The sequence below is a fragment of the Arthrobacter sp. StoSoilB19 genome (assembly GCF_019977275.1).
Classification (GTDB): Bacteria; Actinomycetota; Actinomycetes; order Actinomycetales; family Micrococcaceae; genus Arthrobacter.
In genome coordinates this window covers 3,706,609-3,719,180 of record NZ_AP024650.1, presented here as the reverse complement: position 1 = coordinate 3,719,180, position 12,572 = coordinate 3,706,609, and the positions used below count along the sequence as shown (strand labels likewise).

The 12,572-nt window shown below is 68.1% G+C and carries 13 protein-coding genes; 4 read left to right on the top strand and 9 right to left on the bottom strand.

The window, feature by feature from the left end; translation table 11 throughout:
- Positions 1–23: 23 nt before the first annotated feature.
- Complete coding sequence (locus LDO86_RS17210) at positions 24–1,265, top strand: MFS transporter (RefSeq protein ID WP_018770621.1); 1,242 nt, start codon at positions 24–26, stop codon at positions 1,263–1,265.
- A 44-nt stretch (positions 1,266–1,309) separates the two neighbouring features.
- Positions 1,310–1,705: a cupin domain-containing protein gene (locus LDO86_RS17205; protein ID WP_026265976.1), complete on the top strand. Its 396-nt coding sequence runs from the start codon at positions 1,310–1,312 to the stop codon at positions 1,703–1,705.
- A gap of 77 nt (positions 1,706–1,782) precedes the next feature.
- On the opposite strand, the gene LDO86_RS17200 is transcribed toward LDO86_RS17205, so the two are convergent.
- The 6 genes from LDO86_RS17200 to LDO86_RS17175 form a co-directional block, all read right to left on the bottom strand.
- Complete coding sequence (locus tag LDO86_RS17200) at positions 1,783–2,205, bottom strand: universal stress protein (protein ID WP_018770619.1); 423 nt, start codon at positions 2,203–2,205, stop codon at positions 1,783–1,785.
- Between the two features lie 112 nt (positions 2,206–2,317).
- Positions 2,318–3,694: an LLM class flavin-dependent oxidoreductase gene (locus LDO86_RS17195; protein WP_018770618.1), complete on the bottom strand. Its 1,377-nt coding sequence runs from the start codon at positions 3,692–3,694 to the stop codon at positions 2,318–2,320.
- A gap of 24 nt (positions 3,695–3,718) precedes the next feature.
- Entirely contained in the window at positions 3,719–4,477 is a 759-nt protein-coding gene (locus LDO86_RS17190) for an ABC transporter ATP-binding protein (RefSeq protein ID WP_018770617.1), read from the bottom strand.
- On the bottom strand, positions 4,453–5,307 hold the full coding sequence (locus tag LDO86_RS17185) for an ABC transporter permease (protein WP_018770616.1): 855 nt from the start codon (positions 5,305–5,307) through the stop codon (positions 4,453–4,455). Before LDO86_RS17185 ends, LDO86_RS17190 begins: the two co-directional genes overlap by 25 nt.
- Positions 5,304–6,422 (bottom strand): ABC transporter substrate-binding protein, encoded by a 1,119-nt coding sequence (locus LDO86_RS17180; protein WP_018770615.1) that lies wholly within the window; start codon positions 6,420–6,422, stop codon positions 5,304–5,306. The genes LDO86_RS17185 and LDO86_RS17180 overlap by 4 nt, the downstream gene beginning before the upstream one ends.
- Positions 6,423–6,778: 356 nt before the next feature.
- Positions 6,779–7,672, bottom strand: a complete 894-nt coding sequence (locus LDO86_RS17175) for a helix-turn-helix transcriptional regulator (protein ID WP_026265975.1) — start codon at positions 7,670–7,672, stop codon at positions 6,779–6,781.
- A gap of 140 nt (positions 7,673–7,812) precedes the next feature.
- On the opposite strand from LDO86_RS17175, the gene LDO86_RS17170 reads away from it, so the two are divergent.
- Entirely contained in the window at positions 7,813–8,829 is a 1,017-nt protein-coding gene (locus LDO86_RS17170) for a zinc-dependent alcohol dehydrogenase family protein (protein ID WP_018770613.1), read from the top strand.
- 146 nt (positions 8,830–8,975) lie between these two features.
- Positions 8,976–10,016, top strand: coding sequence for an NAD(P)-dependent alcohol dehydrogenase (locus LDO86_RS17165; protein WP_018770612.1), 1,041 nt, complete (start codon positions 8,976–8,978; stop codon positions 10,014–10,016).
- Between the two features lie 93 nt (positions 10,017–10,109).
- On the opposite strand, the gene LDO86_RS17160 is transcribed toward LDO86_RS17165, so the two are convergent.
- The 3 genes from LDO86_RS17160 to LDO86_RS17150 form a co-directional block, all read right to left on the bottom strand.
- Entirely contained in the window at positions 10,110–11,147 is a 1,038-nt protein-coding gene (locus LDO86_RS17160) for a nitronate monooxygenase (protein ID WP_018770611.1), read from the bottom strand.
- Between the two features lie 171 nt (positions 11,148–11,318).
- Positions 11,319–11,513: a hypothetical protein gene (locus tag LDO86_RS17155; RefSeq protein WP_018770610.1), complete on the bottom strand. Its 195-nt coding sequence runs from the start codon at positions 11,511–11,513 to the stop codon at positions 11,319–11,321.
- A 319-nt stretch (positions 11,514–11,832) separates the two neighbouring features.
- Positions 11,833–12,564 (bottom strand): GAF and ANTAR domain-containing protein, encoded by a 732-nt coding sequence (locus LDO86_RS17150; protein ID WP_018770609.1) that lies wholly within the window; start codon positions 12,562–12,564, stop codon positions 11,833–11,835.
- Between the last annotated feature and the right edge of the window lie 8 nt (positions 12,565–12,572).

Below are 12,572 nucleotides of genomic sequence, written 5' to 3'. Positions count from 1 at the left end.
GGAAGCGCGCTTTGATGGAGGCTATGGCCTCCGAAACAACCGTCATCAACACCAGCGGGCAGCAGCGACCAGGCATCCCCGGGCACCAGCAGGCCCACTGGGGAGGCGTCTTCGCGATGTCGCTGTGCGTCTTCGCGCTGATCGCCTCCGAGTTCATGCCGGTCAGCCTGCTCACGCCGATGGCCTCGGAACTGCAGGTTTCCGAGGGCATGGTGGGACAGGGCATCGCGGTCTCCGGCGTGCTGGCCGTCCTGACCAGCCTGTCCGTGTCCACTCTGGCCGGCGGCATGAACCGCAAGACCCTGCTGCTGGGCCTGACGGCGCTGATGGCCGCCTCCGCGGCGCTGGTGGCCACGGCCCCGGGGTACCTGCTCTTCATGATCGGCCGCGCCCTCATCGGCGTGGTGATCGGGGGGTTCTGGTCCATGTCGGCAGCCACCGCCATGCGGCTGGTGCCGGCCCACCAGGTGGCGCGGGCCCTGGCCATCTTCAACGGCGGCAACGCCCTCGCAACCGTGCTGGCTGCACCGCTGGGAAGCTACCTTGGCTCCGTCATCGGCTGGCGCGGGGCGTTCTTCTGCCTGGTGCCGGTGGCCGTGCTCGCGCTTCTCTGGCAGTGGATCAGCCTGCCGTCCATGAACGTCCAAAGGCACGCGCGTGCAGCGGGAAACATCTTCGGGATCTTCGCCGCGTTCAAGAGCCGGCCGATTGCCTGGGGCATGGCCGCCTGCGGCGCCTTCTTCATGGGGCAGTTCGTCCTGTTCACCTACGTCCGCCCGTTCCTGGAAACGGTGACCCGCGTCGATGCGGGCATGGTGTCCCTGGTGTTGCTGGTCATCGGTGCGGCGGGATTTGCAGGCACCCTGCTGATCGGCCGGTTTCTCGGCACCGGACTGTACCGGACGCTGGTCTTTATTCCGGCGCTCATGGCGGTCCTTGCCGCAGCGCTCGTTCCCTCCGGCGGGTGGATCGCCGCCGTCGTGGTTCTCCTGGGCCTGTGGGGCCTGATGTCCACGTCCGCGCCGGTGGGCTGGTGGAGCTGGATTGCGAAGGCGATGCCCCACAACGCGGAGGCGGGCGGCGGCCTGATGGTGGCCGTCATCCAAACATCAATCGCCATCGGATCCACGCTGGGCGGAGTGCTGTTCGACTGGGCCGGCTACCGCGTCACCTTCCTGGTGGCCGCAGCGGTCCTTGCGGCGGCGTCCGTCCTGGCCTTCGTGACGTCCCGGGCCACGCCTGCCGGCCCCGGGCAGACAGCATGACCAACGCACACCTTCCCATCTACCCGAACCACCAGGAGGAGAACATGAAGTACACCCAGAGCGGCGGCCAGACGGCGGCCGGGCCCAAGGAATGGTTCACGGGTACGGTCCAGATCGACGGGATCCGGAATCCGGATGAACAGTCAGCCATTGGCTGCGCGCACGTCCGGTTCGCGCCCGGCGCCCGGACCGCCTGGCACCACCACCCCATGGGCCAGACCCTTTACGTGACGGACGGCATCGGCCTGGTGGCCCGCCGCGGCGGCGAGGTCCAGGAAATCCGCCCCGGCGATGTGGTCTACATCGAACCCGGCGAGGAGCACTGGCACGGGGCCACCCCTGAGCGGTTCATGGCACACCTCGCCATGCAGGAAGCCGACGGGAACGGACAGGTTGTCACCTGGCTCCGCCACGTGACCGATGAGGAGTACGGGGCGTAACTCACCGTTGCGCAGAAGGAGGGCGGACGACGCCGGGAGTTCCCGCCGTCGTCCGCCCTCCTTGTGTGTGGGGCAGGTCAGTCCTCGTACGTGTTCGCGATGTAGACATCGCAGGGGGCATTGTGCGCCACACTGTTGGCGACGCTGCCCAGGAGCCGGCCGATGCCGCGCATCCTGCGGTTGCCCACCACGATCAGCCGGGCATCCAGGCGGATGGCTTCTTTGATGAGGGAATCGGCCGGCTTGCCGCGGGCAGCGAAGTGGGTAATCTCCACTCCCGGCCGCGAGGCGCCGAGCGACTTTGCCACCATCTCCGAGCTGTCCGCGTTGGAGATGCGCACCTTGTCCGAGCCCACCCCGAAGGTTTCGGCGTTCTCCATTTCAAAGGCGGTCACCACATGGAGTGTCGCTCCCAGCGACTCCGCCAGCCCCAGCGCCACTTCCGCAGCCTTCCGTGCGGACGGGCTGGCGTCCACACCTACAACGATTACACCGCTCATGTCCTGCTCCTTCGTCCAGTCCTGGCCTTAATGTTCACTGCCAGTCTAGGGACTACCCCTCCCGGGCCCTCGTATCACACGGCCTGGGGCACCGTCTCATGGATCCCGGCAGTCAGAACGCGGATCCAATCGAGGCAAGGCCGGCGGCGGACGCCCCCGCGTACCGGTTGGCCGGCCGTGGCAGGCCGTAGTGCTCCCGCAGGGTCCGGCCTGTGTATTCGGTGCGGAACAGGCCGCGCTCCTGCAGGATGGGCACCACCTGGTCCACGAAGGTTTCCAGCCCGGACGGGAGCACCGGCGGCATGATGTTGAAGCCGTCCGCCGCTCCGCCGTCGAACCATTCCTGGATGGCGTCCGCCACCTGCACCGGGGTGCCGGTGAAGGTGCGGTGCCCGCGGCCGCCGCCCAGGCGGCCGATCAGCTGCCGCACGGTGAGCTGCTCCCGGCGCGCCAGCTGGACGATCAGGGTGTAGCGGCTCTTGGCGCCCTCGATCTCATCCTCGCTGGGCAGGTTGTCCGGCAGCTGCCGGTCCAGCGGGAGGTCCTCCGGGTCCACGCGCAGGGTCTTGGCCAGCTGGATCCGGGCGTATTCGGGTTTGATCAGCCGGTCCAGCTCGCGCTCCAGCTCCTGGGCTTCCTCCGCTGTGGCACCAATGACCGGCACGATGCCCGGCAGGATCTTGATGGCCTCCGGATCACGGCCGGCGGCCGCGGTGCGGGCCTTCAGGTCGCGGTAGAACTCCTGCGCATCGGCAAGGGTCTGGTGGGCGGTAAAGACGGCATCCGCGTACCGGGCAGCGAGGTCCTTGCCGTCCTCGGACGAGCCCGCCTGGACGATCAGCGGGTGCCCCTGCGGTGAGCGGGGAACGTTCAGGGGACCGCGGACCTTGAAGTGCCTGCCCTCGTGGTCGATGGCCCGGATCTTGTCCGCGTCACCCCACACGCCTTCGGCCTTGTCGGCCAGCACGGCGTCGTCCTGCCAGCTGTCCCACAGCTTCTGCGCCACCTCGATGAACTCTGCGGCGCGCTCGTACCGGACAGCGTGGGCGGGCTGGTCGTCCACGCCGAAGTTGCGGGCGGCGTCCGGGCCGGCCGTGGTCACCACGTTCCACCCTGCCCGTCCGCCGCTGGCCCAGTCCACGGACGCGAAGCGGCGGGCCAGGTTGAAGGGCTCGTTGTAGGTGGTGGACGCGGTGGCGATCAGCCCGATCCGTTCGGTGGCGCCGGCGATCGCCGTCAGCAGCACCGTGGGCTCGAGCTTGCCGGCAGGACGGCGGCCCACCTCGCCGAACAGGACGGGGGAGTCGGCAAAGAAGATGGAGTCCAGCTTGCCGCGCTCGGCAGTCTGGGCGAGCAACTTGTAGTGCCCAATATCCGTGCTGGCCTGCGGATCGCTTTCCGGCAGCCGCCATGAGGCCTCGTGGTGGCCGGTGCTCATCAGGAACGCGTTCAGGTGGAGCCGGCGCCGGGGAGGGTTATTGGAAGTCATGGGTAGTCCTTCGGGTCTGGTGGTTCAGTGGGTGGCGCCGACGACGCCAAGATCGGTGAGGAGGCCGCGGCGGAGGGCTTCATGCCCGGCCGCATCGGCGGAGGAGCGGATCTCCGGCGTTACCGGGCGGACGGTGGCGATGCGGCCGTGGTCCAGGACCACGATCCGGTCTGCAAGCGCGATGGCCTCGTCCACGTCGTGCGTGACCAGCAGGACGGCTGGGCGGTGCGCGGCCACCAGGTCCTGGAGCAGCCCGTGCATCCTGATCCGGGTCAGCGCATCCAGGGCGCCGAACGGCTCGTCGGCCAGCAGCAGCTGGGGTTCGCGGACCAGTGAACGGGCCAGCGCCACGCGCTGCTGTTCGCCGCCGGACAGCTGGTGCGGCCATGCTTTTTCACGTCCGGCGAGCCCCACTTCGGCGAGGGCCTTGCGGGCGCGGGCTTCGGCGTCGTGCTCCCGGACGCCCAGGGTGACATTGCCCAGCACGCTGTCCCAGGGCAGGAGCCGCGAGTCCTGGAAAACCACGGAGACGCGGTCCGGGACGCTGATCACGCCGCTGCCCCGGACGTCGTGGTCCAGGCCGGCCAGGGCGCGCAGCAGGGTGCTTTTGCCGCAGCCGCTGGGTCCCAGCAGGGCCACGAACTCGCCGGGGGCGATGTCCAGGTCAACGCCGTTCAGGACTCCCTTCGGGCCGAATCCCCGGACCAGGTCCCGGACGGAAACGGCGGAACGTACGGGACGTGCGGGGCCGATGGCGGTCAGCCCGCCAGGGTGCGCTGCCATGAGAGGGCCTTTCGTTCGATGAAGCGGACAATGCCGTCGGAGAGGAGGCCAAGGATGCCGTAGACGGCCAAGCCCAGGACGATGATGTTGGTCTGGCCGTAGGTGCGGGCGAGCTCCATCATGTAGCCGATGCCGCTGGTGGCGTTGATCTGCTCCACCACCACCAGGGACACCCAGGCGCCGGTCACGGCGAAGCGCAGGCCCAGGAAGAACCCGGGCAGGGCACCGGGGAGGACCACCTTGCGGATGAAGCCGGCCCGGCTGAGCCCCACGGTCTGTGCGAGCTCCACGAAGCGCAGGTCGATGCCGCGCAGGCCCGCATGCGTCTGCAGGTACACCGGGACAAAGACGCCCAGGGTGATGGTGAGGACCTTCATGGTCTCGTCGATGCCGAACCACAGGATCAGCAGCGGGATCAGGGCCAGGCCGGGGATGGCGCGCTTGATCTGCACGGGCCCGTCGATGAGGGCCTCACCCACCCGGCTCAGCCCGGACAGGAGCGCCAGGACGGCGCCCACCAGGATGCCGAAGAAGAGCCCCAGGCCGGCGCGCTGGGCGGAAATGGCCAGGTTCTCCTGGAGCCGGCCGTCCGCGATGAGCTCACCGGCGGTGGCCACCACGGTCCAGGGTTCGGACAGGATCCTGGGGTCCAGGAGCCCTGTTGCGGAAGAGACTGTCCACAGCAGCAGCAAGGCGGACGGGCCCACCCAGGCGAGCTGCCGGCGTCGTCCGGGCCCCAGCCCCTTCCCTGCGGGCCGCACATCCGGCCGCCCTGCCGGTGCCGGATCCTGGTGGGCTGCCACCACGGGCCGGTCCAGTACGGCGCTCATGCGGCACCTGCCTTTCCGGCGGGCGCAAATGCCGTGCCGGCGATGGCTTCAAACCTGGTGTCGTACAGGTCGGCCGCCGTCAACTGCGGCTTCTTCTGCTCGCGGGCCAGGAGGTCGATGGTTTCCTGGTGCCTGGCGATCGCTTCGGTCCAGGCGGTGGGCAGGTCGCGCTTGCCGGTGGCATCGATCAGGTATTGGCCGTCCTCGCGGGACAGGCCCTGGTCCTTGACGTAGTAGCCGTCAAGCCACTGCGCCGGGTGGTCTTCGATCCAGCGCTGCGCCTTGCCCCAGACCTTCACGTAGGCGGCCAGGGCGGCGGCCTTGGCCGGATCGGCCAGGACCTTGGCGGGGGAGTAGAGGAGGCTGGGATCATCGCGAAGCCCGTGGCGGATGGTGGTGGCGCCGTCGGCCTTGTACTTGGCCAGGTAGCGCTTGATCTGGACCCCGCCCAGGGGAGCGGCGTCCACTTGTTTGCTGGCCAGCGCCGTGGCGTAGGCGTCCCCGGTGCTGGGCAGCTCCACCAGCTTGACGTCCTCCTGCCTGAGCCCGGCCTTGTCCAGGATCCGCAGCACCAGCGCACCCTGCGCCTGGCCCGGGCTGTAGGCCACTTTCTTGCCGCGCAGGTCTTCCAGGCGGCTGATGCCCGCTCCCGGGGCGACGCCCAGCTCATAAATGGGATGGTTCACGGCATCCTGGCGGTAGCCCGCGGCGATGATGCGGACGTCCAGGCCGGTCCAGGTGGCGTGGATGGGCGGGACGTCCGCCACGGACCCCGCATCCAGGGCGTTCGCCCGGAACGCCTCGGTGGTCTGCGGGCCGCCGGAGATGTTGGCGAACTCCACCGTGAAGCCGTCCAGGTCCTTGATCAGGCCGGACAGTTCCAGCGCCACTTTGATGCTGGGATCGCCCACCTTGATGGTGGTCCCGGCAGGCACCGAGGCAGCCAGCGGTTCCAGGGCGCCCTGGCTGATGCGGGCGCCGCCTGCGGTGGCGGTCCCGCCGCAGGCGGACAGCAGGCCGACGGCGGGAATCGCCAGAAGTGCGCCCAGCGCACGGCGGCGGGTGAATGCCGGGGAGCCGGGGCTGGAGTGGGGCGGGGGTGCTGGGAAGGACATGGTGTTCCTTTCGGGGAAAGATTCCGGGTACGACGACGGCCCCCGGGGTGTGTGCCCGGGTGGACGTGTGAGGTGGGTGGGGCCGTCGGCGCGGCGGCGTGCCCGCGCTTTGGGCTGGTGCTTACGGCCTGGCCGGTGCCGTGAAAACACTCAAGCACGGTCCGCAGGGCGTTGGCCAGCAGCACGCAATGGAGGCTAAACGCTGCGAAACGGCGCTACTTATGGCGCCATCCGGCCGACAAACGCGGACCAATGGGGACAAGCCAGGCAACGCGGAGCCACGAACCGCAACGGAGGTTAATGTGACTGGACGGCAAGGCGCGGGCGAAGGCCGGCGGCCGGTGAAGCCCTGTGGCCTAGGCGCGGACTTGGCCCTGGGCCATGTCCGCGATCTTTTCGGTGGCCGCCCAGGAGGCCAGGAGCTTGAGGGCCTCCTCGGAAGGGCTGCCGGGAGTGGCGGGATACACGGTGAGCGTGTGCCCGGGGTCCTCTTCCAGGCCCAGGACCTGGTAGTTCAGTTCCAGGAGGCCCACCACGGGGTGCTGGAAGAACTTGGTCCCCGCGTAGTGGCGGCGGACGTTGTGCGCTGCCCAGAGCGTGCGGAACTCGTCACTCCGCATGGACAGCTCACCGATGAGTTCGGCGATGCCCTTGTCATGCGGGTTGCGGCCCGCCTCGCGGCGGAGGATGGCCACATTGGTGTTGGCGGCCCGGTCCCAGTCGGTGTAGAAGTTGTGGGCCCGGGGGTCAAGGAAGATGAACCGGGAGTGGTTGGCCGGCCGTGACGGGGCACGGTACATGTCCGAGTAGAGGGCGTAGCCCAGGGTGTTGGCGGCCACGATGTCCATCCGGTTGTTGCCGATGAACGCAGGTGCCCCGGTGATGGTGTCCAGGAGGTACTGCAGCTCGGGCCGCACTTTCGAGGGCGCGGACCCGCCTGCGCCCGCAGCCCTCTTCCGGCCCGACGTGTTGGCCGCCCGGGCCAGGTCGTAGAGGTGGTCGTGTTCCGCGCGGTCCAGTTCCAGGGCACCGGCAATGGCATCCAGGACACTGTCCGAAACGCCGCTGAGGTTCCCGCGTTCCAGCCGGGTGTAATAGTCCACGCTGACGCCCGCCAGCCGGGCCACCTCCTCGCGGCGCAGCCCCGGTACGCGCCGCCGGCCGCCGTACGGTTCAATGCCGGCCTGCTCAGGGGTGATGCGCCCACGGCGGGAGGACAGGAACTGTCGGACCTCGGCTCGGTTATCCATGGGGACCACGTTACGACCATCGGCATCGCCCTAAGGAGGTTCTGCCAGAACCAGTTACAGCAGGGCCCTCGCTAGCGTTCACCGGGCCGGGTTTGATGGGATTGTCCGTTTTTAGCTTTCCACCCCTTGGAGGACCCAGCATGCGCGCAGCCATCATGCACGCCCCCGGAGACGTGCGCGTCGAGGACCGTGACAAACCCGCCATCAGGCAGCCCAGCGACGCGGTCATCAAACTCGTTGCCGCCTGTGTCTGCGGGTCCGACCTCTGGCCCTACCGGGGCGCAGACAAACTGGCCAAACCCATGCCGATGGGCCACGAATACGTGGGAATCGTCGAAGAAGTGGGCGCCGACGTGAAGAATGTCCGCCCCGGCCAATTCGTGGTTGGCTCCTTCTTCGCCTCGGACAACACCTGTGAGATCTGCCGCTCCGGCTACCAAAGCGGCTGCGTCCACCGGCAGGGCGTGGGCGGTGCGCAGGCTGAGTACCTGCGCGTCCCGCTGGCGGACGGCACCCTGGTGGCCACGCCGGAGATGCCCGACGCCGGCATGGTTCCGTCGCTGCTTGCCGCCTCCGATGTCCTGGGCACGGGATGGTTTGCCGCCAAGGCGGCCGAAGCGGGACCAGGCAAAACCGTGGCGGTGGTGGGCGACGGCGCCGTGGGGCTTTTGGGGATCCTGGCCGCACAGCAGATGGGCGCCGAACGCATCATTGCCATGTCCCGCCACGCCGACCGGCAGGCCCTGGCCCGCGAATTCGGCGCCACCGACATCGTCGAGGAGCGCGGGGACGCAGGCGTGAAGAAGATCAAGGAACTCACGGGCGGGCTCGGCGCACACTCGGTCATCGAGGCCGTTGGCACGCAGGAATCCATGCTGCAGGCAATCCACGCCACCCGTGCCGGCGGCCATGTGGGCTTCGTCGGTGTCTCCCATGACGTGGCGCTGCCAGGCCGGGACCTGTTCTACTCGCACGTCCACCTGCACGGCGGTCCCGCTCCGGTCCGGCAGTACCTTCCCGAGCTGATCGACCTGATCCTCCGTGGCGACATCAACCCCGGAAAGGTGTTCGACCTCGAACTCCCCTTGGACCAGGCAGCAGAGGCGTACAAGGCCATGGACGAACGCCGCGCCATCAAGGTGCTCCTCCGGCCCTGACGTTTCACCCGGCTTGGCCAGGCTGCAGAGGGTAGGACTGCCAAGACCAGGTACAACAGGGCCACGCTGGCCCCACCTTTTCCGGGGTTTGATCCGAACAACCCCGGTAGCATTTCAGTTATCCCCCAACAGATCACAGGAGAACCATGACTACCGTCAAGGCTTATGCATCCCCGTCCGCCACGGAGGACCTGGTGGCAACCACCATTGAGCGCCGCGAGGTGGGTCCCCACGACGTCATGATCGACATCAAGTTCGCCGGCATCTGCCACTCGGACATCCACACTGTCCGCGGCGACTGGGGCCCGCAGCAGTACCCGCTGGTTCCCGGCCACGAAATCGCGGGCATCGTTACAGAGGTGGGCTCCGCGGTGACCAAGCATGCCGTTGGCGACCGTGTTGGTGTTGGCTGCATGGTCAACTCCTGCAAGGAGTGCGCCAACTGCCAGAAGGGCGAGGAACAGTACTGCCTCAAGGGCAACGTTGGCACGTACGGCGCCGTTGACCGCGACGGCACCATCACCCAGGGCGGCTACTCCACCCACGTTGTGGTGACCGAGGACTTCGTGGTGACCATCCCCGAGGGCATCGAACTCGATGTGGCCGCACCGTTGCTGTGCGCCGGCATCACCACCTACTCCCCGCTGCGGCACTGGGGCGCCGGTCCCGGCAAGAAGGTCGCCGTCGTCGGCCTCGGCGGCCTGGGCCACATGGCCGTCAAGCTCGCCCACGCCATGGGCGCCGACGTGACTGTTCTGTCCCAGTCGCTGAAGAAGCAGGAAGACGGCCTGCGCCTGGGCGCTGACAGCTACTACGCCACCAGCGATCCCGCCACGTTTGAGGTGCTCGCCGGCTCCTTCGACCTCATCATCAACACGGTCAGCGCTTCAATCGACATCAGCTCCTACCTCGGCCTGCTGAAGCTTGACGGCGCACTGGTCAACGTTGGTGCTCCTGCCGAGCCGCTTCCCGTCAATGCGTTCGCACTGATCGGCGGCCGCCGCTCCTTCGCCGGTTCCATGATCGGCGGCATCCGCGAGACCCAGGAGATGCTCAACTTCTGCGCCGAGCACGGCCTGGGCGCCGAGGTCGAGGTCATCCCGGCTGAGAAGATCAACGAAGCCTACGAGCGCGTCCTTGCCTCGGACGTCCGCTACCGCTTCGTGATCGACACCGCCACCCTCTAAAGCACCACCGCCGCGCGGCGGGCCGGCTCCGAAAGGGGCCGGCCCGCCGTCGTCCGTGGCAGAAGCAGCAGCCGTGGCAGAAGCATCAACCCGCTACGGGGCGAGACTCTTGAGGATTGCCGCCGCGGGGCCGTCCACGGCATGCCGGTAGTTGATGCCGGCCCACAGGTTCAGCCAGTCCGGCTCGCCGGCGGCTGCAGCCGCTGCCCGCAGGGGAGTGGTCAGGTGGTGGATCTCCGGGTAGCCGTAGGGGGCATCGGGGTCGTGGCGGCGCATGAATTCGTTGTAGAGGCCGCGGGCGTTGCGGCCCGAGAAGGCGCGGGTGACGGCGGTGGTGGTGAACCGCTCCGATGACGACAACGCGGCCCGGTGCGCCGCCTTGGTTCCCGCTTCATCCGCGCGGAGGAAGGCGGTTCCGGCCTGGACCGCCGCGGCACCCACGGCGAGGGCAGCCCGCGTGTCATCGGGCGTGGCAATCCCGCCGGCCGCGATGAGCGGCACCTCAAGGTCGGAGAGCTCTTCGAGGATGCCATGCAGGGGCACCTCGGGAGGCGGAACATCCGCCTTGAACGTCCCGCGGTGGCCGCCGGCTTCCGGGCCCTGGACGCACAGGGCGTCGGCGCCTGCTTCAAGCGCCTGAAGCGCTTCGCCGCGGTCCGTCACCGTGGCGACCACATACACACCCTGCTTTTGGAGGGCCTGGACCACCCCGGTAGCGGGAACGTCGAAGGTGAAGGACACAACGGCCGGCGCGAGCTCCAGCAGGACCTCGAGCTTTTTGTCCCAGTCGTCATGGTCATGCCGTGGCTCGCCCAGGCTGACACCGAAGCGCTCGGCGTCAGGGGCCAGGGACGCCGCGTACTGCTGAAGGGACGCCGGGCTGATGACCGACGGCTGGGGAACGAACAGGTTGACCCCGAACGCCCGGCTGGTGAGTGAGCGCACCGTCTCAATCTCGGAGCGCATCGCCGCGGCGGTCTTGTATCCGGCCGCGAGGAAGCCGAGGCCGCCGGCGGCAGTGGCAGCCGCCGCGAGCTGAGGTGTGGAGGGCCCGCCTGCCATCGGTGCCTGGATGATCGGCACTGCCAGGGACCCGAGGTTGAACCGGCCGGGCTTTTGCTGGGTATCCATGTTTCCTCCCCGTCCTGCTGCGCGTACCTCACGAATGCTACGCCGTTCCGCGGCGGCGGGCTGCGCCAGGTTGTGCGGTCAGGGCCCCCGTCCCCGCGGGGCAGCAAAAAAGGCGCGGACGACGGCGGGTGGTTCCCCGGCGTCGTCCGCGCCCCCTGGTGGTGGGAGTGCCTAAAGGGCCAGTGCCGCCTCGTCGCCGCGCACACTCAGGGTGAAGGTGTTGGGCCCGCTGCACGTGACAGCGATGCGGCAGGTGGTGGTGTTGTGGCGCGACGACAGGTCGCTGACCGCGGAATCAAGGGTCTCGTGGAGTGAGGTACGGTCCCAGATCTTCAGGGTCACGGATTCGGCAGTATTAAACGTCATTGTTCAGACTTTCCTGTATCAAGCCGGCGCTGCGTCCGGTCAATTGGCCTGTCCGCGCTCAGAGGATCGGTGGCCGGTGCTCACCGGTGGGCCTCATTGCGTCACCAGGATGTCAAGGGCCGATGTGTCCGGCCGTGCCCTTCCATAGTGCCCATGACGAAAGTGCCTGCTCAACCAAAATGCCCTATTATTGCGAGTGATTCTCATCACTTGTGAGCGGGCGCACCGTCCACTCCGGCGTTTACGGAAGCGCAGTGCTGCTCCACGCCTTTGCTCGTCGGCTTCGATCAGCTGGTCCGGCCCCCGGTCCATTCGGCATTCATCTTTTACCCCCACCCGGATCGGCATTAAGGCTGCCCCTCGCCACGATCTCCTGCGCAATCTCCTGGATCCGGCGGTTGCCGGATGCGGCAGCGGCCTGGAGGAGGTCCAGTGCGCCGTCCCGGCCGCCGCGGGCCTGGAGCATAACCAGCGCAATGGCCGCGTCAACCACCGCGCGCGACTTCAGTGCGGCCCGCAGGTCCTCGGAAAAGACCTCAGGGGCGTGGAGCCGCAGTGCGAGCCGAAGGATGCGGGACATCGACGCCGCCTGGTCCTCCACCAGCTTGACGGTCTCGGGGTCGAAGGCATGGACAGCATGCGCGTAGCAATTGAGGGCCGCTTGGGAAAGGGGCTCCGTGCGGATGGGTACCGCCAAAACCGAGCGCACACCCAGCTTTGCAACGGCATAGGTGTACGGTGCCCACCTCTGGTCAAGCTGCAGGTCGTCGATCAATACGCTGCGCTGCTCCCTGAGCGCGGCGAGGCATGGGCCTATGCCAAAGGCGTACTGGGTCTCGTCCAGCCGGCGGCCCTCTTCGCTGCTGTAGGCAAACGTGGACAGGGCGCCGTCGCGCTCCACGGTGACCGTACATGCCACCGGCGCCCCGTCGCCCCCCAGCTGCGACGCGGATATGGTCGCAAGGCCCAGGAGGAACTGCGAAAATTCCGGGGTGTTGAGCAATAAATCCTGATACTGGTCTGCGGTGGTGACTGCATCGTTGTTGGCCATAAGGCCTC

What these genes read in the sequence shown, in the direction of transcription:
- LDO86_RS17180 (WP_018770615.1), bottom strand. Translation starts at nt 6,422, where the DNA reads ATGTCCTTCCCAGCACCCCCGCCCCACTCCAGCCCCGGCTCCCCGGCA.
- LDO86_RS17170 (WP_018770613.1), top strand. Translation starts at nt 7,813, where the DNA reads ATGCGCGCAGCCATCATGCACGCCCCCGGAGACGTGCGCGTCGAGGAC.
- LDO86_RS17165 (WP_018770612.1), top strand. Translation starts at nt 8,976, where the DNA reads ATGACTACCGTCAAGGCTTATGCATCCCCGTCCGCCACGGAGGACCTG.
- LDO86_RS17150 (WP_018770609.1), bottom strand. Translation starts at nt 12,564, where the DNA reads ATGGCCAACAACGATGCAGTCACCACCGCAGACCAGTATCAGGATTTA.
- LDO86_RS17190 (WP_018770617.1), bottom strand. Translation starts at nt 4,477, where the DNA reads ATGGCAGCGCACCCTGGCGGGCTGACCGCCATCGGCCCCGCACGTCCC.
- LDO86_RS17160 (WP_018770611.1), bottom strand. Translation starts at nt 11,147, where the DNA reads ATGGATACCCAGCAAAAGCCCGGCCGGTTCAACCTCGGGTCCCTGGCA.
- LDO86_RS17200 (WP_018770619.1), bottom strand. Translation starts at nt 2,205, where the DNA reads ATGAGCGGTGTAATCGTTGTAGGTGTGGACGCCAGCCCGTCCGCACGG.
- LDO86_RS17210 (WP_018770621.1), top strand. Translation starts at nt 24, where the DNA reads ATGGCCTCCGAAACAACCGTCATCAACACCAGCGGGCAGCAGCGACCA.
- LDO86_RS17175 (WP_026265975.1), bottom strand. Translation starts at nt 7,672, where the DNA reads ATGGATAACCGAGCCGAGGTCCGACAGTTCCTGTCCTCCCGCCGTGGG.
- LDO86_RS17185 (WP_018770616.1), bottom strand. Translation starts at nt 5,307, where the DNA reads ATGAGCGCCGTACTGGACCGGCCCGTGGTGGCAGCCCACCAGGATCCG.
- LDO86_RS17205 (WP_026265976.1), top strand. Translation starts at nt 1,310, where the DNA reads ATGAAGTACACCCAGAGCGGCGGCCAGACGGCGGCCGGGCCCAAGGAA.
- LDO86_RS17155 (WP_018770610.1), bottom strand. Translation starts at nt 11,513, where the DNA reads ATGACGTTTAATACTGCCGAATCCGTGACCCTGAAGATCTGGGACCGT.
- LDO86_RS17195 (WP_018770618.1), bottom strand. Translation starts at nt 3,694, where the DNA reads ATGACTTCCAATAACCCTCCCCGGCGCCGGCTCCACCTGAACGCGTTC.